The sequence below is a fragment of the Catenuloplanes niger genome, assembly GCF_031458255.1.
Classification (GTDB): domain Bacteria; phylum Actinomycetota; class Actinomycetes; order Mycobacteriales; family Micromonosporaceae; genus Catenuloplanes; species Catenuloplanes niger.
On the sequence record NZ_JAVDYC010000001.1, the window covers coordinates 6207867 to 6223710 of the forward strand.

Consider the following 15844-nt stretch of genomic DNA (forward strand, 5'->3'; position numbering starts at 1 on the left):
GCCGCCTAGCGTCGCCACCATGCGTCCCGGACTTCCGCTGCCCGCGCTGGCGGGCCTCGCCCTGATCGCCGTCCCCCGCGCGGTGCTGCACGACCTGAAGATCATTCACGAGGGTACGGTCGCGAACGCGCTCCTCGTGGCCGTACCGCCGCTGATCTGGATCGTGGTGGTCGTCGCCGCCCGCGTTTCCCGGCCGTTCCCGGCACTGCTGGCGGTCGGCGCGTTCTACGGCATCGGCCTGGCCGTCGTCCACCAGGTGTTCTGGACCGTCGACGCCGACCTCGGCAGCCGCCTCCCACCGTGGGCCGAGGAGACCGTCATGCGCGCGTTCGCGATCCCGAGCAGTCTCCTCACCGGCCTGCTGACCGGCGCGGTCACCGGCCTGGTCGCGTGGGCCGTCACCGCGATCATCCGCCGGGGCGGCGAATCGACGCCGAGATAGCGCGTCGCTGCACAGTGGACAGCCGAGTCGGTCCGGCGCGTTTGCCGTATCGGAGCGGGAGGTACTACCGCGTGGGACCGCCGACCGCCGGCGCGTCCTTCGATGTCCGGAACGGTGCGCACCTTGAAACCGACGACGCGTCAAGTGGCGGTGGGTATGGCGGGAGCGCTCGTCACCACGTTCCTGTTCCGTCTGTTCACCGACGACCTGCCCGCGGGTGGGCAGGCGACCGTCGCGGTCGGGTTGTGGGTTCTGGTCCTTTCGGCTCTGGTGATAGGCGCTGTGGTGGTTTCGCTCCGAGGCGTGAGATCGAGTGAGGAGTCGCTGCGCCGGCGAACCGCGGGTGAACTGCGGGCCGGTGAGATGTTCGTGGCGGGGGCGGCGGGCCGGGCGAGAACGCGGTGGTTGCCGCAGTCGATGTCGCTGCGCGGCTGTTACGTGGTGCTGACCAGCGAACGCGTCCTCACCTTCGCGCACGATCGGCTCACCGGCCGGCCCGCCGGTGTCACGGCGCGGATCGAGTTGCCGGACCTCGAGGGCGGCGACGTCGAGTCGGTGGTGCGTGGCCGGTCGGTCCGTCTGCGACTGCGGAAAGACGCGAAGGTGGTCTTCGACCTGGTCTTCTCCGGTGGGGAGAAGCGGGCGGGTGCGACGATCGCCTCGGGGATCGCCGGGGCTGTGGCGTCGTGAGTGAGCCGATGCCGAAGAACCACGCGCTGCTGTACGCGTCGGCGGCGGCATGGATCGGCGTTGCCGTGGTGCAGATCCGGGGCGACCTCCGGGTCTCGGTGACCGCAGCGGTGCTCACCTGCGTCGTCACCGGTGCCGCGTCGATCGCGCTTGCCGGGGCACCACGGAACTTCCGCCTCCGGCGCTGACGGAAAGGAGGCCAGATGTTCCTTCGGACCGAAGGCGTGCCGCGCCGGCTGGATGCGACGGTTCTCGTCGCGGCGGTCGGTGTCCTCGCCTTCCTGGTGCTGATCGGCCTCGACCGCCCGTGGATCATCACCGTGTCGGTCGCCGCCGCGGCGCTCGCGCTCGACTCGGCGGTGGCGCTCGTGCGGTCGAGAACCGGTCGTGCCGGCGGACGACGGCCGGATCCGGCCGTGCGGAAGCGCCGGGCCGCGATCGTGGCGTCGGTGAGCTTCGGCGCGTACCTCGTGTTCCTGTTCACCATGGACTCGCTGCCGTTGGCGCGGTGGCGGCCCGTCATGGCCGGTCTGCTGCTGGCGTTCGTCGTGGGGTCGAGCGTCCGTGGGGCGGTGATGCGCGTCGTCAACACGTCCGGGGCGGAACGCGGGAGACGACTCCTCGAGGACCGGCGCGGGGACGCCGGAGGCACGCTCGTGCTGCGGCGGGGCGGCGTCGGCGAGGTCGGCTTCCTGAGCCGGATGCAGGTGACGGTCGACGGGGACCCGGTGGCGATGCTCGCGTACCGCGGTGAGCTCGCCGTGGCTCTCGCACCGGGGAAGTACGAGATCGCCGCCCGGCTCAACCGGTTGTACGGCGGGCCGCTGCGGGTCGTGGTGGACGCGGGCGAGACCGTCGCCGTGAGCCTGTCGACCGAGATGCCCGCGGACCTCGACCTCGGTGCGCGTCGCGACGGGATCCGGGTGGAGCGGGAGTAGCGCGGGTCAGCCGGCCAGCGCGGCGGCCTCCGGCGGGGTCAGCCGGCCGTCGGCGACGACGACGGTGTGGTGCCGGGAGACGGTGCCGCCGGCCGGGACGATCAGCGGCTTCTCCCAGGCCAGGGCCACGCAGACGCCGGGGTAGATGCCGGTGCGGGCGAACCAGTGGTCGCCGTCGCCGAGGCCGGAGAAGACCAGCGTGTGGTCGGTGGCGGCGAACGCGACCCAGGCGGCGGTGCCGCCGTTGACCGTGGCCTCACCGGTCGCGCCGGTCGCGTCGAGGACGTCGGCGGGGCCGGGGGCGCAGCGCCAGAAGAAGCCGCCGTAGCCCGCGGCGTCCGGGCGGCCGTTGGTGGCGGGGCTGCCGAGCGGGATGTCGCGGTCCGGCGGGGCGGTCAGCGTGTACGACGCCTCCAGCGCCCACGCGCGCTCCGACACCGGGCGGGCGGAGATCGTGCGATCCTCGGTGATCAGCAGGGTGCCGTCGCGGTCCAGCCAGTGCAGCGTGGCGGTGAACGCGTCCTCGGCGGCGGTGGGGGACAGGCGGGCGGTGACGATCCGGCCGTGGTCGTCGAGCCAGGTGTAGCCCCGGTCGCGGACGTACGTGCGGCCGCCCCACAGGTTCGTGCCGGCCACGTCCTGCATGGCGACGGAGGCGCCGAGGTGCCAGCGGTGGTCCTCGGGGAACGCGTCGGTGACCGGGACGCCGGCGAGCGTGGTCACCGGGTGCAGGTAGGGGCGGGGGCCGAGTGTCGGGTCCACGTCGGTGCCGTCCTGGAGGCGGGCCACCACGGTGCCGCCGACGGTGAGCCGGGCTGATTCGGGCATGCGTGCCACCTCCGGGAATGGATGGGAAAGCGCTTGCCACACCCTAGCGGTCGTCGATCGGTGCCGTCACGCTTCTCAGGATCGTCACAGCGACCGGCGGCCAGGATCGGTCGCATGTTGCAGCGGTCTCGGGTGCGTACACATCGGGCGGTCGTTCTCGCGGCGGTGTCGCGGCCGTGGTTCTGGCCGGTGTCGTGGGTGCCGGCCTACCTCGGCCTGGTGCTGGCCGCCGGGGAGCTGACGCCGCGCGACCCGTGGCGGGCCGGGCTGACGCTGCTGGTGCTCGGGCCGCTGATCTGGGGTGCGGTGCTGGCTCACAACGACCTGCACGACCTGCCGACCGACCGGCTCAACCCGCGCAAGACCGGTGCGGGTGCGGTACCACCGCGTCATCTCCGCGCGTACGCGGTCATCGCGGCGCTCGCGGCGCTGGCGACGGCCGCGCTGATCGGACCGCTGTTCGTGCTCGGCGTCGCCGGGGTGCTGGCGCTCGGCTGGGCCTACAGCGCGCCGCCGCTGCGGCTCAAGGCCCGGGCCGGCGCGGACGTGCTGGTCAACGCGCTGGTCGTGGGCGTGGTCGCGCCGCTCGGCGGCTGGTCCGTCGGCAGGGACCCGTGGGACTTCCCGTGGCAGCTGGCGTTGCTCGGGCTGCTCTTCGCGGCCGCGTTCTACGTCCCCACCACGGTCGTGGACCGGCCCGCCGACCTGCGCGCCGGGTACTCCACGATCGCGGTCCGGTTCGGCGCGGGCGGCGCCTACCGGCTGGGACTGTCGCTGTGGGCGCTCGCGCTCGGCCTGTCGCTGGCCTGCGCCAGCGCGGACGTGCTGATCCCCGCCGCGACGCTGCCCTACCAGCTGCTGCTCGCCCCGGTGCTGCTCGGCGCGTACGCCTGGCTGACCAGGTCGCCGTCGATCCCCAGGCTGGCCGTGCTCGCGCTGCTCTTCGCGCTCCCGTCGGCCGGTTTCGCGCTGTCGATCACCTGAGCCGCCCGGCCGCCGTCGGTCGCATGTGGATCCAGGATTGCCGAAGGTGCGGGCGCGCTGCGCCCCGTCGGTGCTCTGTGCGAGCGACGCTCGGCGTGACGCCGCAGGGGCGGTCGCATGGTGTGCCGCCGGAGCGCCGCCGGCCGCCGGAGCGCCGCCGGCCGCCGGAGCGCCGCCGGCCGCCGGATGCCGCTGGTGGCCGGATGCCGCCGACGGCCGGAGCGTCTCCCGCCGTCAGCGGCGCTGTTGCCTACCTGAGTGCCGCCGAAGCCATCCCGCTCGCCGCGGTGCCGTCGGTGGCCCCGGCATCGTCGATCACCGGAACCCCGTCGGCCGCTTGAGCGGCGCCTCCCGCTTGAGCGGCGCCTCCCGCCTCGGCCCCGGCGGCGGCCGGAGCGGCCTGCGGCGGGGCCGCGTGCACGGCCGCGATCCCGAAGAGGATCAGCACGCCGCCGGCCAGCTGTGTGGCGGTGAGATTCTCGCCGAGCAGCAGCCACGCGAAGATCGAGGCGAACACGACCTCCAGCAGCCCGATGAACGACGCCAGCCGCGATCCCAGCCGCCCCGCGCCGAAGATGCCGGTCGCGTACGCGATCGCGGTGCCGAAGATCGCCACCACGGCCAGCGGTACGAACCACGGCACCGCGGAGCCGAGCAGCGTCACGTCGCCGAAGTCCGCGGTGAACGGCAGCAGGCCCACCGTGCCGATCAGGGCCAGCGTCAACCCGCCGAGCAGCAGTCCGGCGCCGGCCAGCGCGACCGGGGGCAGTCCGGCGGCCGGCCGCGCGCCGACCACGAAGTAGATCGCGCAGCCGACGGCCGCGGCGAACGCCAGTGTCAGCCCGACCGGGTCGACGGCGCGCACCGCGCCGGGGCCGATCACCAGCACCAGGCCGCCGATCGCGAGCACGGAGCCGAGCAGCACGATCGCGTGCGGGGCCCGCCGGGTGCTCACCCACGCCCAGAGCACGAGCAGCAGCGGCGCGAGGTATTCGACCAGCAGCGCGGTGGAGACCGGGATGCGGGAGATCGCCGCGAAGTAGGCGAACTGGGTGAACGCCACCGCGATCGCGCCCATGCCGAGCACTCGCCAGCGCCCCTCCCACAGCGTGGCCCAGCGCCCGCGCAGCGACCACAGCACGAACGGCAGGAGCAGCAGACCCGCGGAGAGGGTACGGGCGGAGACCGCGGCCGCCGGGGACCAGCCCGCCTCCAGGAGCGGTTTGACGAAGGCACCCGACGTGGCGAAGGACGCGGCCGACGCGAGCGCGGCAACCAGACCGGTGGACTGCTTCACGATGCACCCCTGTCATGGGTTAACGTTCGTATGCCCCTGACGCTAGGCTCGTACCCGTGAGGAGTCAAATTGCTTTTTGCCCCTGACACCGAAGAGGCGCTGGACTTCATCGTCGCGCTGATGAACACGGCGGCCGGCGCGACCCGGTCCGGCACGGACGAGCTGACCACGGTCGCGCAGCTGCGCGAGCTGATCGGGCGGTACACGTACTCCGGGCGGATCGACTACGACGAGCCGGAGCTGCGCGCGGTGCGGCGCACCCGGGAGCTGCTGCGCGAGGTGTGGACGCTGGACCGGGACGCCGCGGTCGAGGTGGTCAACCGGATGCTGCGCGAGGGGAGGGCGCTGCCCTACCTGGCCCGCCACGACGACCTGGACTGGCACCTGCACGCCACCGACCCGGACGCGCCGCTGGCCGTGCGCATGCGGGTCGAGGCCGCGCTCGCGCTGATCGACGTGATCCGGATGGACGAGACGGGCCGGCTGCGGGTCTGCGGCGCGACCGACTGCACCGGGGTCTTCGTCGACCTGTCCAAGAACGGGTCCAAGCGGTTCTGCAGCGTGCGGTGCGGCAACCGGATGAACATGATCGCCCACCGGACCCGCAAGCACCTCAACGGCAACCCGTGACGGCCCGCCGCTGCTCCGGTGCGCGCACAGCATAGGACCCGCACCCGCCGAGACAGGAGCGCAGATGACCCACGCACCCGCCACCGACCTCGTCCTCGTCGCCGAGGACGACCCCGACGTTCGCGAGCTGATCGCCATGTCGGTCGAGGGCGCGGGGCTGCGCACGGTCTGTGCCACGGACGGGATCACCGCCGCGCGCATCCTGGAGACCGCGACGCCCCGGGCGATCATCACGGATGTCGGCATGCCGGCCATGACCGGCCTGGAGCTGTGCCGCCTGGTGCGCGCGCAGGCGCAGTTCCGGGACCTGCCGGTGATCATGGTGTCGGCCGCGATCGACGACGCGGACATCGAGGCCGGGTACGCGGCCGGTGCCACCGACTACCTGGTCAAGCCGTTCTCGCCGCGCCGGTTCCGGGCCCGGCTGGCCGAGCTGCTGGACCACCGCGCCCCGATCCGCCGCCACGTGCCGCACCACGCCCGCCCGCACCGTTTCGCGGCACCGGCCGGCCCGCGCAACATGCCCGCACGCTGGTAACCGACCTCGCCGGCCCGCGCAACATGCCCGCACGCTGGTAACCGACCTCGCCGGCCCGCGTGACATGCCCGCACGCCGGTGACCGGCCCGCCGGCCCCGCGCGACGTGCGCACGCGCCGGTGACCGCCGGCCCCGCCGGCGGGCGGAATATGTCCGCGCGCCGGTGAGCGCCGCCGCGTAACCTGGCGCGCATGGCGAAGCGGGAGGACGGCGACGGGCGCACGCTCGTCGCGTCGAACAAGAAGGCCCGGCACGAGTACACGATCGTGAAGACCTACGAGGCCGGGCTCGTGCTGTCCGGCACCGAGGTCAAGTCGTTGCGCGCCGGGCACGTCTCGCTGAACGAGGCCTTCGCCCAGGAGCTGAACGGCGAGATCATGCTGCACGGCATGCACATCGCGGACTGGGGCTTCGGCGACTGGACCCGGCACGCGCCGCGCCGCACCCGCAAGCTGCTGCTCCACCGCGTCGAGATCGACCGCATCCTGACCAAGCTGCGCGAGGGCGGCGGCCTGACGCTGGTGCCGCTGTCGCTCTACTTCGCGAACGGCTGGGCCAAGGTCGAGCTGGCGCTGGCGAAGGGCCGCCGGTCCTACGACAAGCGGCAGGCGATCGCGGAACGCGACGCGAACCGGGAGATCGCCCGCAACCTGGGCCGGCACCTGAAGGGCCAGCTCAAAGATCGGCGATCCGCGCCGCGGCCTCGATGATCTCCAGCCCGGCCAGCGAGTCGGCCGGGTCGACCGGCATCCGCGTGCCGTCGGTCAGCGCCGCCGCCACGCCCGCGTAGAAGCGCGGGTACGCGCCGGCCTCGGTCGGCACCGGCTCCGTGGCGTCGCCCGCACCGGTCAGGCCCCAGCGCTCGGCCGGCTCCGCGCCCCAGCCCGGTGCGGCCGGGTCGCCGCCGGCCGCGAGCGCCGGCTCCTGCCCGTCCAGCCCGTGCTTGACGAACGCGCCGGCCGAGCCGAGCACCCGGAACCGCGGGCCCGGCTGCGCGGCCAGGCGGCTCATCCACAGGTGCGAGCGCACGCCGGTGAGGTGCCGCAGCGCCACGAACGCGTCGTCCGGCACGGCCGAGCCGGACCGGACCACGCCGAGCTCCGCGTGCTCCACCTCGGCCGGGCCGAAGAGCAGCAGCGCCTGGTCGATGACGTGCGAGCCGAGGTCGTAGAGGATGCCGGCGCCGGGCGCGGTCTCCTCCTTCCAGGAGCCCTCCTTCAGCGCGGGCTTCCACACCTCGAACCGCGACTCGAACCGGTGCACCGTGCCGAGCGCGCCGGAGTCCAGCAGCTTCCGCACGGTCAGCAGGTCGCCGTCCCAGCGCCGGTTCTGGAACACGGTCAGCGCGACGCCCGCGGCCTCGGCCGCCTCGATCAGGTCCCGGCCCTCCGCGGCCGTGGGCGCGAACGGCTTGTCGACCACCACCGGCAGCCCGGCGTCGATCGCGGCCCGGGCCTGCGGCACGTGCTGCGCGTTCGGCGAGGCCACCACGACCAGGTCGACGCCGCCGGAGGAGAGCAGCGCGGCGAGGTCCGGCACGATCGTGGCGCCCGGATGCGCGGCGGCGGCCTGCGCGGCACGCTCGGGGTTGCCGGTCACGATCGCGGACAGTTCCAGCCCCGGCGTCGCGGCGATCAGCGGTGCGTGGAACACCCGACCGCCGAGCCCGAAACCGACCAGCCCAACGCGAATCGCCATGAATGCCGCCCCTTTTGCCCGTACCGTCGGATGATCTTGATCTTAGAGAGGGAACTCCTGCGGCGTGCCGGAACCACCCGCGGCGGAGTGCGGCGGCGGTGGACGGTCGGCACCGCGCGCGAACACGCCCGGACGCGGCCGGGTCACCGTCAGCGGCACCAGGTGGACCGGCGGCCCCGGGTCCTTGATCGGGCCCGGCGACCAGCGCACCCAGAGCGCGACCCGGCCGGCCGCGGCCTCGGCGCGCAGCTTCTCCACGGTACGGCGGCGATCCGTGTGGTCGACCTCGATCGCGACCGGTAGCGCGCCATCCGGCCGGGCGCACGCCACGTCCAGCACCGACTTCTGCCGGTCCAGCGGCGGCGGCAGTGACACCACGCTCGGCGCCCGGCGGTAGACCCGCCACCCCTGCTCGCCGGCCCACGCCGTGATCTCGTCGATGACCAGCGCGGTCACCCGGTCCGCGCCGAGGCCGTCGAAGGTCAGGCCGTCCAGGCGCGCACCGAGCGCCGCGGCCAGCTCCACCCCGTCGTCCATGGCGACCAAGACTAGTTTCCTCGGTGGCCGGCGAAGCGTTCACCCATACGTGATCGAGACGTACACGGTACGGGTGGGGCAGTTCGGGCATCCGGCGCACGCGTTGCACCTGGCGCTGTCGTTCCTGACGCTCGGCTGGTGGGTGGCGATCTACGCGGTGCACGGGCTGGTCTGGTCGCGACGCCGGGAGACCGTGACGATCACCGTGCCGGAGGGGTGCCGGGTGGAGTGGCGCGGCGGCTACCCCGAGGTGCTCGAACCGGACGAGTGGCTGGAGCCGCTCACCGCGGCCGAACGCCGCCGCGCGCTGCGCCCCTACCTGCTGCCGATCGCGATCGCGACCGTGGTGCTCGCGGTGCTGCTCATCCGCTAGCCCCGCCTCGATCACGGCAGGGCCGCGGCGGCCCGTTCCAGCAGCAGGGTGCGTTCGCGCTGGTTCGGGGCCAGCTCGGCCGCGCGCTCCAGCTCCTCGGCGGCGTCCGCGGCCCGCCCCAGCCGCAGCAGGATGTCGCCGCGCACCGCGCCGACCAGGTGGTGCCGGGCCATCCGCGGATCGGCCCGGACCTCGTCGATCGCGGTCAGCGCCGCCTCCGGGCCGTCCGCGTGCAGCACCGCGACCGCGCGGTTGAGCGCCACCACCGGGGACGGCGCGATCTGGCCGAGCGCGTCGTAGAGCGCCACGATCGCCTCCCAGTCCGTCGCCTCGAAGCGGGGCGCCCGGGTGTGCACGGCCGCGATCGCGGCCTGCACCGAGTACGGCCCGAGCGGGCGGTGCAGCGCGGTCGCCCGGTCCAGCGCGGCCAGGCCGTGCTGGATCAGCGTCCGGTCCCAGCGCGTCCGGTCCTGGTCCGGCAGCAGGATCGGCGTGCCGTCCGGCGCGGTCCGCGCCCGGAACCGGGATGCCTGCAGCTCCATCAGCGCGACCAGGCCGAACGGCTCCGGTTCGCGGGGCAGCAGGCCGGTCAGCATGCGCCCGAGCCGCATCGCCTCCTCCGCCAGGTCACGCCGGATCCACGCGTCGCCGCTGGTCGCGGCGTACCCCTCGGTGAAGATCAGATAGACCACCTCCAGCACCGCGGGGAGGCGCTCGCCGAGGTCGGCGGGCGTCTCGAACGGGACCTTCGCCTCGGTGAGCGTGCGCTTCGCCCGGGAGATCCGCTGGCCGATCGTGGGCGACGGCACCAGGAACGCGCGGGCGATCTCGTCCGTGCTCAGGCCGCCGAGCAGGCGCAGCGTGAGCGCGGTGCGGGATTCCCGCGGCAGCACCGGATGGCAGGCCGTGAAGATCAGCGCGAGCAGGTCGTCGTCCGACTTCCCGGACAGGGTGGGATCGAGCGCGGCGCCGAGCTGCCGGTCGTCGCGCATCCGGTCCCGCCGGATCCGGTCGATCGCCTTGTGCCGGCCGGTGGTGTGCAGCCAGGCGCCCGGGTTCGGCGGCACACCACCGGCCGGCCACTGCTCCAGCGCCGCCACGAACACGTCCTGCGCGATCTCCTCGGCCGCGCCGACGTCCCGGGTCAGCCGGGAGAGCGAGGCGATCAGCCGGGCGGACTCGATCCGCCAGATCGCCTCGATCCGCCGTCGCACGCCGTCGGTCGGTTCCGTCACGGCCGGATCAGGAACCCTGCCGGCTCTGGACCTGGCGGGCCAGCTCCTCTTCCTTCGCCCGCAGCTCGGGCGTCATCGCGTCGCCGAAGTCGTCCATCTCGAAGAACGGCCGCAGCTCCAGCACCTGCTCGGCGCCGTAGTAGGCGTCGTGCGGGCACCGCTTCGCCCACTCGATCGCCTCCTCCATCGACGAGACCTGCCAGATCCAGTACCCGGCGATGATCTCCTTCGACTCGGTGAACGGCCCGTCCACCACGGAGGTGTCGCCGCTCGCCGCGAAGACCACCTTCGCGCCGGCCGAGCTCGGCTTCAGCCCGTCGCCGCCGAGCATGATCCCGGCCTTGACCAGCTCCTCGTTGTACCGGCCCATCTCCGCCAGCATCTCGGTGGTCGGCTCGATCCGGACCTCGTCGGCGCCGCGTCCCTTGATCATGACCATGACCCGCATGTCGCTGTCTCCTTCGCTCGTCGCTCCGGCGACCCTAGCGGCCGGATGCGCTCTCACCGGGTCGTCGATCGGCGCGGCCCGCTTTTCGACATCGGCGCGGGAGATCTCCGAAAAAACTTTCCCGGCCGCGCCCGCAGAGCCGACAAGGGCAGCTCTTCCCGCTTCCGGCGTGGTGCGGCCCGCATGCTCCCGCGGGCAAACCTCGCGGCGGCCTCCGCCTTCGCTCGGCCGCCGCGTCGGAGCCGGTGCCGTCGCCGGTCACCCACGAACGGCGCGGCCCGATCACCACCCCCACCCGCCGGCCGCCGCGGCCTCCCGGCCGTCCCGGGCCTTGCGCGCAACGGCCGGCCGGAGCCGGGCGGAGCGGGGCGTAGGCTGCGGCGGTGGTCGATGGGGAGTGGGCTGAGCAGCGGAGACGGGCGATCCAGGCGCATACCGCCGCGGCCGAGGCGAAGCGGGCGGCCGAGGTGGCGGAGGCCCGCGAGCTGATGCGGTGGTTCGTCGACGCGGCCGCGGCCCGGGGGATCGCGGCGGAGGAGCTGACCGCAATGCCGTTCGGTGGCGGCGGCGGGCGGCTGCGGACCGGGCTGCGCGGCTGGTATCTGCGGGCCGACCGGTCGGTGGCGGTCGGCACGGACGCGGAGTTCTACTCGCTGACCGCGCCGGGCGGGCTGTGGGCGCGGCTCACCGGCGTGACCGTCACCCCGTCGCGGCCCCGGCTGATCGTGGGCGAGGGCGGCCGGGACGGCGAGTCGATGCCGCTGGCAGAGCTCTTGCGGCGACGACTCGGCGACGACGGCGTAGGGTGGGACGGATGATCGAGCTCGACGTCATCTCCGGCGGCGACGGCCGGGTGGAGCGGGAACCGGGGCTGCGCGAGCGGCTCTCGGCGTACCCGCGCCCGGTGGTCGTCCTGGGGCTCGTTCTTGTTCTGGCCGTGGCGAGCGGCGTGGGCTACCTGGGGATGCGCGGCACCGGGAGCGGAGCCGGGCACGACCTGACCGCGCACGTCGCGGTCGGCGACGACGAGCTGGCGATCCTCGGTGACGAGGCGCGGCTGCGCGGCATCGCGACCGTGACGAACGCGGACGACGAGCCGGCCGTGGTGCACGCGGTGAGCGCGGAGTGGCCGGGTGTGCGGATCGCGGTGACCGACGAGCGGGTGCACCGGGTGGCGCCGGGCGCGACCGCGCCGATGGGCGTGACGATCACGTTCAGCTGTGTGCAGGACGCGCTGCGCGGCCTGCCCGGCCGGGCGCTGGTGGACACGCCGGACGGCGGCCGCGGCGAGGTCGAGCTGCCGATAACGGCGGTGCGGCCGTGGCACGCGATGCGGCACGGGGCCTGCGAGACGATCCAGAGCCGTCCCGCGAACTGACCCCCCGCGGGAGTAGGGTGGCCCGGTGATCGAGCTGGATGTCGCCCCGGAGCGGCACCCCGACGGCGACGGCGGCTGGCTGGCGTTCCAGCGGCGCAGGCTGGGTGCGTACCCGCTGGTGTTCCTGGTCGTGGTGTTCGTCGCGGGCGTGGTCGTGGGTGGCGGTGGCGTGTACTACGCCGGTGTGCTGCGGCCACGGATCGCCGCGGCCCAGGCGGCGGAGGAGGTCCGTGCGGCGGCACCGCAGTTGCTGATCGCGCGTGATCCGAACTTCTTCGAGACCACCCCCGCCGAGAACGCGATCCGGGCCAGCAGCCGGATCATCGTGTCGAACACCGGGCAGTCCGACGTCGTGGTGCACGCGGTGTCCGCGCGGTCCGGCAGCATCCGGATGACCACGGACGTGGAGAAGCCGCGCTGGCTGCAGCCCGGTGGCACGGCCGCGCTGGACGTGACGATCCTGTTCGACTGCGCGGCCGGCGCGCCGGTGCCCCCGTCCACCCGCGTGCTGGTCGAGACCGCGGACGGCACCCGCAGCGAGATCGACTCCGCGGTGGACCTGGCGTCCGCGGACTGGCCGACGACCTACCTGACCACCTGCAAGAAGGCCGGATAGGGATGTTCTCGCTGGACCTGGGCGACGGGTTGCGGCTGACGCTGGCCGAGGAGCGGCATGCCGCGCCGATCACCGAGCTGATGGCGCGCAACCAGGCGCGGCTGGCGCTCTGGCAGCCGTGGGCGGCGTACCGGCCGACCGTGGAGAGCACCCGGTCGTACATTCGCGGTGGCCTGGACCGGTTCGCCGAGGGGCGCGAGCTGTACCTGATGATCGAGCACGCGGGCCGGCCGGTCGGCGCCTGCGGCATGCGGCGGGACCCGCAGACGCTGATCGCGGACGTCGGCTACTGGCTGGACGCGGCCGCCGAGGGGAAGGGCCTGGTCACCCGCGCGGTGGCGGCGCTGACCGAGGCGGCGTTCGGCACGTACGGCATGCGGCGGGTGGAGATCCGCACGATGGTGGCGAACGCGCGGGCCCGGGCGGTCGCGGAACGCTGCGGCTACGAGTTCGAGGGCGTCCTGCGGCGGGCGATGCGCTTCGCCGACCGCAACGAGGACGTGGCGCTCTACGCCGCGATCTCCTGATCCGAGCGCCGTTCCGGCACGCGGGACGGCGCCCGGATCATGGGTGGTCAGGCGCCCCAGCCGGCCTGCTCGCCACCGACCCGGTCGGCGACGATCCTCTCCTGGTAGCCGCTGCGCTTGTACGCCGCGATCGGGTCCGGGTCCAGGCCGGCGTCCACACGGACGTCGCGGAGCAGCGGCCGGACGTCCGTGTTGTACGCGTCCATCAGCACCGAGTTCGCCTCCAGCACGTCACCGGCGGCCTGCGCGGCGAAGAGCGCGTCCCGGTCCACCAGCAGCGCCTTCGCGGTCGCCTCCTGGATGTTCATCACGGACCGGATGATCGCCGGGATCTTCGCCTCGATGTTGTGGCACTGGTCGAGCATGAAGTTGATCCCGTAGGACGGCGACAGCGCGTCGGCCCGGACGATCTCGTACATGATCCGGAACAGCTGGAACGGGTCGGCCGCGCCGGCCATCAGGTCGTCGTCCGCGTAGAACCGGCTGTTGAAGTCGAACGCGCCGAGCTTCCCCTGCCGGAGCAGGAACGACACGATGAACTCGATGTTCGTGCCGGGCGCGTGGTGGCCGGTGTCGATGCAGACCGTCGCCTTCGGGCCCAGCTCCACGCAGTGCGCGTACGACGTGCCCCAGTCCGGCACGTCGGTGGCGTAGAACGCGGGCTCGAACAGCTTGTACTCCAGCAGGATCCGCTGGTCGTCGCCGAGCCGGTCGTACGCCTCCCGGAGCGCCGCCGCCAGCCGGTCCTGACGCGTCCGCAGGTCGTCCTGGCCCGGGTAGTTGAGCCCGTCGGAGAACCACAACTTCAGGTCGCGCGACCCGGTCTGGTCCATGATGTCCACGGCCTCGAGCAGGTGGTCGGTGGCCTTGCGCCGCACCGCCGGGTCCGGGTTGGTGACGGAGCCGAGCTTGTAGTCGTCGTCCTGGAACACGTTCGTGTTGATCGCGCCCAGCCGGATCCCGTGCTCCGCGGCGAAGGCGGACAGCTTCGCGTAGTCCGCGACCCGGTCCCACGGGATGTGCAGCGCCACGCTCGGCGCCACGCCGGTGAACCGGTGCACGGTGGCGGCGTCCGCGATCTTCTCCTCCGGCGTGCGCGGCACTCCGGCCTGCGCGAACACCTTGAACCGGGTGCCGGAGTTGCCGAACGCCCAGGACGGGGTCTCGATCTGCTGTGCGCGAAGCGCCTGCTTCACCGCGTTCAGGTCAGCCATGTCACTCACTTCTCCGTGATGGACGCCAGCTGGTCGTCCAGGTTGAACACCTCGGTCAGCAGCACGAACCCCTCGTCCGGCGGCCGGCCGTCGATGCCGGTGAAGAACTCCGACATCTCCGACTGCCAGCGCGCGTTGACCTCGGTCCGTGCCATCGCGGCCTGCGCCGCGGCCAGGTCGTCGGCCTCGACGTATCCGATGAGGAGCCCGTCCGGGCGCAGGAACAGGGAGTAGTTGCGCCAGCCGGTGTCCCGCAGCGCGGCCAGCATGTCCGGCCAGACGGCCCGGTGCCGCGCCACGTACTCGTCGATGCGATCCGGCTTGACGTGCAGTTCGAAGCAGTACCGTGGCACAACTACCCCCTGATCGGTCAGAAGTCGAACTGGTCGATGTTCTGCGCGGTGAACTCGGTCGGCGGGCCGAGCACGATCTCACCGTCCTTGGCGATGGTGTACTCGCCGAGCTTGCCGGCGGTGAACTTCTCGCCCTCCGCGCCGGTGATCCGGCCGGACGCGAGCGCGGCACCGGCGTACGCGGCCAGGTAGCCGATGTCGGACGGGACCCAGAGCGCGAACTTGGCGACGGTGCCGTCCTTGACGTACTCCCGCATCTGGTTCGGCAGGCCCAGGCCGGTGATCGCGACCTTGCCCTTGTAGTTGGAGGAGGAGACGTACCGCGCGGCCGCCGCGATGCCCACCGTGGTCGGCGAGACGATCACCTTCAGGTTCGGGTACGACTGCAGCAGGCCCTGCGCCTCCTGGAACGACTTCTGGTCCTCGTCGTTGCCGTAGACGGTCTTGACCAGCTTCAGCTTGCTGTACTCCGGCTTCTTCAGCTCCTCCTCGACGACCTTGATCCAGGCGTTCTGGTTGGTCGCGTTCGGCGTCGCGGACAGGATCGCGATCTCGCCCTCGCCGCCGGCCAGCTCGTTCGCCATCTTGGCCAGGCTCTCGCCGATGCCCTGCGTGGTGGCCTGGTTGATGAAGACGTCGCGGCAGTCCTTCGACGCGTCCGAGTCGAACGAGACGATCTTGATGCCGGCCTGGCGGGCCTGCTGCAGCGACGGGCAGACCGCGTTCGGGTCGTTCGCCGCGATGCCGATCACGTCCTGCTGCTGCTGGATCAGCGTGTTGATGTAGCTGACCTGGCTGGACGCGGCCGCGTCGTTCGGGCCGACCAGTTTGTACTCGCCCTTCAGTTCGCCGACCGCGACCTCGCCGCCACCGGCCAGCACGTCCGAGTACGGGTTGTTCAGCTGCTTCGGCAGGAAGGCGATCTTCAGGCCCTCCTTGATCGCGGCGTTCGGGTCGGCGGTCGCGGTGGACGCCGGGCCGGCCGCGCCGTTGTCGTCGCCCTTGCTGGTGCCGCCGCACGCGGCGATGCCCAGCGTCAGCAGCGACGCGGTGGCCACGGCCAGCGCGCGCGTGGTGTGGATCCTCATGGGTGCCCTTCCTCTGTTGCCACGGATGAT

Annotated in this window: 22 protein-coding genes; 13 read left to right on the top strand and 9 right to left on the bottom strand. The window is 73.0% G+C overall.

What is annotated here, in order from left to right; all coding sequences use genetic code 11:
- The first annotated feature begins 19 nt into the window (after nucleotides 1-19).
- The 4 genes from J2S44_RS27560 (at nucleotide 20) to J2S44_RS27575 (ending at nucleotide 2070) form a co-directional block, all read left to right on the top strand.
- Complete coding sequence (locus J2S44_RS27560; protein ID WP_310419835.1) at nucleotides 20-442, top strand: hypothetical protein; 423 nt, start codon at nucleotides 20-22, stop codon at nucleotides 440-442.
- A 102-nt stretch (nucleotides 443-544) separates the two neighbouring features.
- Nucleotides 545-1132, top strand: a complete 588-nt coding sequence (locus J2S44_RS27565; RefSeq protein WP_310419837.1) for a hypothetical protein — start codon at nucleotides 545-547, stop codon at nucleotides 1130-1132.
- The gene (locus tag J2S44_RS27570; RefSeq protein ID WP_310419839.1) at nucleotides 1129-1320 is read left to right on the top strand and encodes a hypothetical protein; all 192 of its coding nucleotides are present in this window, start codon (nucleotides 1129-1131) and stop codon (nucleotides 1318-1320) included. Before J2S44_RS27565 ends, J2S44_RS27570 begins: the two co-directional genes overlap by 4 nt.
- 15 nt (nucleotides 1321-1335) lie before the next feature.
- The gene (locus J2S44_RS27575) at nucleotides 1336-2070 is read left to right on the top strand and encodes a hypothetical protein (protein ID WP_310419841.1); all 735 of its coding nucleotides are present in this window, start codon (nucleotides 1336-1338) and stop codon (nucleotides 2068-2070) included.
- A gap of 6 nt (nucleotides 2071-2076) precedes the next feature.
- Here J2S44_RS27575 and J2S44_RS27580 read toward each other — a convergent pair whose 3' ends face one another.
- On the bottom strand, nucleotides 2077-2898 hold the full coding sequence (locus J2S44_RS27580) for a DUF6807 domain-containing protein (protein WP_310419843.1): 822 nt from the start codon (nucleotides 2896-2898) through the stop codon (nucleotides 2077-2079).
- Nucleotides 2899-3012: 114 nt separating this feature from the next.
- Here J2S44_RS27580 and J2S44_RS27585 point away from each other — a divergent pair, with 114 nt between their 5' ends.
- Nucleotides 3013-3882: a UbiA family prenyltransferase gene (locus J2S44_RS27585; protein ID WP_310419845.1), complete on the top strand. Its 870-nt coding sequence runs from the start codon at nucleotides 3013-3015 to the stop codon at nucleotides 3880-3882.
- Nucleotides 3883-4132: 250 nt separating this feature from the next.
- On the opposite strand, the gene J2S44_RS27590 is transcribed toward J2S44_RS27585, so the two are convergent.
- Nucleotides 4133-5179 carry an EamA family transporter gene (locus J2S44_RS27590; protein WP_310419847.1) on the bottom strand — a complete coding sequence of 349 codons (1047 nt, stop codon included), beginning with the start codon at nucleotides 5177-5179 and terminating at the stop codon, nucleotides 4133-4135.
- A 69-nt stretch (nucleotides 5180-5248) separates the two neighbouring features.
- Between J2S44_RS27590 and J2S44_RS27595 the strand changes: the two genes are divergently transcribed.
- The 3 genes from J2S44_RS27595 to smpB all read left to right on the top strand — a co-directional run bounded on the left by J2S44_RS27595 (nucleotide 5249) and on the right by smpB (nucleotide 7057).
- Nucleotides 5249-5809 carry a CGNR zinc finger domain-containing protein gene (locus J2S44_RS27595; RefSeq protein ID WP_310419849.1) on the top strand — a complete coding sequence of 187 codons (561 nt, stop codon included), beginning with the start codon at nucleotides 5249-5251 and terminating at the stop codon, nucleotides 5807-5809.
- A 64-nt stretch (nucleotides 5810-5873) separates the two neighbouring features.
- Complete coding sequence (locus J2S44_RS27600) at nucleotides 5874-6347, top strand: response regulator (RefSeq protein WP_310419851.1); 474 nt, start codon at nucleotides 5874-5876, stop codon at nucleotides 6345-6347.
- Nucleotides 6348-6538: 191 nt separating this feature from the next.
- Nucleotides 6539-7057 (top strand): SsrA-binding protein SmpB, encoded by a 519-nt coding sequence (gene smpB / locus J2S44_RS27605; protein ID WP_310419853.1) that lies wholly within the window; start codon nucleotides 6539-6541, stop codon nucleotides 7055-7057.
- Here smpB and J2S44_RS27610 read toward each other — a convergent pair.
- Together J2S44_RS27610 and J2S44_RS27615 are read right to left on the bottom strand one after the other, a co-directional pair.
- Nucleotides 7023-8045 (bottom strand): Gfo/Idh/MocA family protein, encoded by a 1023-nt coding sequence (locus J2S44_RS27610; protein WP_310419855.1) that lies wholly within the window; start codon nucleotides 8043-8045, stop codon nucleotides 7023-7025. The two genes, smpB and J2S44_RS27610, sit on opposite strands and share 35 nt — an antisense overlap.
- Before the next feature lie 42 nt (nucleotides 8046-8087).
- On the bottom strand, nucleotides 8088-8582 hold the full coding sequence (locus J2S44_RS27615) for a hypothetical protein (RefSeq protein WP_310419857.1): 495 nt from the start codon (nucleotides 8580-8582) through the stop codon (nucleotides 8088-8090).
- Between the two features lie 49 nt (nucleotides 8583-8631).
- On the opposite strand from J2S44_RS27615, the gene J2S44_RS27620 reads away from it, so the two are divergent.
- A complete protein-coding gene (locus J2S44_RS27620; protein WP_310419859.1) occupies nucleotides 8632-8955 on the top strand; it encodes a hypothetical protein in 324 nt (107 codons plus the stop codon).
- A gap of 11 nt (nucleotides 8956-8966) precedes the next feature.
- On the opposite strand, the gene J2S44_RS27625 is transcribed toward J2S44_RS27620, so the two are convergent.
- Nucleotides 8967-10190, bottom strand: a complete 1224-nt coding sequence (locus J2S44_RS27625) for an RNA polymerase sigma factor (RefSeq protein ID WP_310419861.1) — start codon at nucleotides 10188-10190, stop codon at nucleotides 8967-8969.
- A gap of 7 nt (nucleotides 10191-10197) precedes the next feature.
- Nucleotides 10198-10638, bottom strand: a complete 441-nt coding sequence (locus J2S44_RS27630) for a YciI family protein (RefSeq protein WP_310419863.1) — start codon at nucleotides 10636-10638, stop codon at nucleotides 10198-10200.
- 383 nt (nucleotides 10639-11021) lie between these two features.
- On the opposite strand from J2S44_RS27630, the gene J2S44_RS27635 reads away from it, so the two are divergent.
- The 4 genes from J2S44_RS27635 to J2S44_RS27650 are packed head-to-tail and all read left to right on the top strand — an operon-like array spanning nucleotide 11022 to nucleotide 13159.
- Complete coding sequence (locus J2S44_RS27635) at nucleotides 11022-11456, top strand: hypothetical protein (RefSeq protein ID WP_310419865.1); 435 nt, start codon at nucleotides 11022-11024, stop codon at nucleotides 11454-11456.
- Nucleotides 11453-12016, top strand: a complete 564-nt coding sequence (locus J2S44_RS27640; RefSeq protein WP_310419868.1) for a hypothetical protein — start codon at nucleotides 11453-11455, stop codon at nucleotides 12014-12016. Before J2S44_RS27635 ends, J2S44_RS27640 begins: the two co-directional genes overlap by 4 nt.
- A 25-nt stretch (nucleotides 12017-12041) precedes the next feature.
- Nucleotides 12042-12632: a hypothetical protein gene (locus tag J2S44_RS27645; RefSeq protein WP_310419869.1), complete on the top strand. Its 591-nt coding sequence runs from the start codon at nucleotides 12042-12044 to the stop codon at nucleotides 12630-12632.
- Nucleotides 12633-12634: 2 nt separating this feature from the next.
- The gene (locus J2S44_RS27650) at nucleotides 12635-13159 is read left to right on the top strand and encodes a GNAT family N-acetyltransferase (RefSeq protein WP_310419871.1); all 525 of its coding nucleotides are present in this window, start codon (nucleotides 12635-12637) and stop codon (nucleotides 13157-13159) included.
- 47 nt (nucleotides 13160-13206) lie between these two features.
- Here J2S44_RS27650 and rhaI read toward each other — a convergent pair whose 3' ends face one another.
- The 3 genes from rhaI to rhaS are packed head-to-tail and all read right to left on the bottom strand — an operon-like array spanning nucleotide 13207 to nucleotide 15814.
- The gene (gene rhaI / locus J2S44_RS27655; protein WP_310419873.1) at nucleotides 13207-14373 is read right to left on the bottom strand and encodes an L-rhamnose isomerase; all 1167 of its coding nucleotides are present in this window, start codon (nucleotides 14371-14373) and stop codon (nucleotides 13207-13209) included.
- Between the two features lie 5 nt (nucleotides 14374-14378).
- Nucleotides 14379-14726, bottom strand: coding sequence for an L-rhamnose mutarotase (locus J2S44_RS27660; RefSeq protein WP_310419875.1), 348 nt, complete (start codon nucleotides 14724-14726; stop codon nucleotides 14379-14381).
- 17 nt (nucleotides 14727-14743) lie between these two features.
- Nucleotides 14744-15814 (bottom strand): rhamnose ABC transporter substrate-binding protein, encoded by a 1071-nt coding sequence (gene rhaS, locus J2S44_RS27665; RefSeq protein WP_310419877.1) that lies wholly within the window; start codon nucleotides 15812-15814, stop codon nucleotides 14744-14746.
- Nucleotides 15815-15844: the final 30 nt, after the last annotated feature.

What these genes read in the sequence shown, in the direction of transcription:
- J2S44_RS27580 (WP_310419843.1), bottom strand. Translation starts at nt 2,898, where the DNA reads ATGCCCGAATCAGCCCGGCTCACCGTCGGCGGCACCGTGGTGGCCCGC.
- rhaS (WP_310419877.1), bottom strand. Translation starts at nt 15,814, where the DNA reads ATGAGGATCCACACCACGCGCGCGCTGGCCGTGGCCACCGCGTCGCTG.
- J2S44_RS27615 (WP_310419857.1), bottom strand. Translation starts at nt 8,582, where the DNA reads ATGGACGACGGGGTGGAGCTGGCCGCGGCGCTCGGTGCGCGCCTGGAC.
- J2S44_RS27575 (WP_310419841.1), top strand. Translation starts at nt 1,336, where the DNA reads ATGTTCCTTCGGACCGAAGGCGTGCCGCGCCGGCTGGATGCGACGGTT.
- rhaI (WP_310419873.1), bottom strand. Translation starts at nt 14,373, where the DNA reads ATGGCTGACCTGAACGCGGTGAAGCAGGCGCTTCGCGCACAGCAGATC.
- J2S44_RS27610 (WP_310419855.1), bottom strand. Translation starts at nt 8,045, where the DNA reads ATGGCGATTCGCGTTGGGCTGGTCGGTTTCGGGCTCGGCGGTCGGGTG.
- J2S44_RS27565 (WP_310419837.1), top strand. Translation starts at nt 545, where the DNA reads ATGTCCGGAACGGTGCGCACCTTGAAACCGACGACGCGTCAAGTGGCG.
- J2S44_RS27585 (WP_310419845.1), top strand. Translation starts at nt 3,013, where the DNA reads ATGTTGCAGCGGTCTCGGGTGCGTACACATCGGGCGGTCGTTCTCGCG.
- smpB (WP_310419853.1), top strand. Translation starts at nt 6,539, where the DNA reads ATGGCGAAGCGGGAGGACGGCGACGGGCGCACGCTCGTCGCGTCGAAC.
- J2S44_RS27560 (WP_310419835.1), top strand. Translation starts at nt 20, where the DNA reads ATGCGTCCCGGACTTCCGCTGCCCGCGCTGGCGGGCCTCGCCCTGATC.
- J2S44_RS27600 (WP_310419851.1), top strand. Translation starts at nt 5,874, where the DNA reads ATGACCCACGCACCCGCCACCGACCTCGTCCTCGTCGCCGAGGACGAC.
- J2S44_RS27630 (WP_310419863.1), bottom strand. Translation starts at nt 10,638, where the DNA reads ATGCGGGTCATGGTCATGATCAAGGGACGCGGCGCCGACGAGGTCCGG.
- J2S44_RS27650 (WP_310419871.1), top strand. Translation starts at nt 12,635, where the DNA reads ATGTTCTCGCTGGACCTGGGCGACGGGTTGCGGCTGACGCTGGCCGAG.
- J2S44_RS27640 (WP_310419868.1), top strand. Translation starts at nt 11,453, where the DNA reads ATGATCGAGCTCGACGTCATCTCCGGCGGCGACGGCCGGGTGGAGCGG.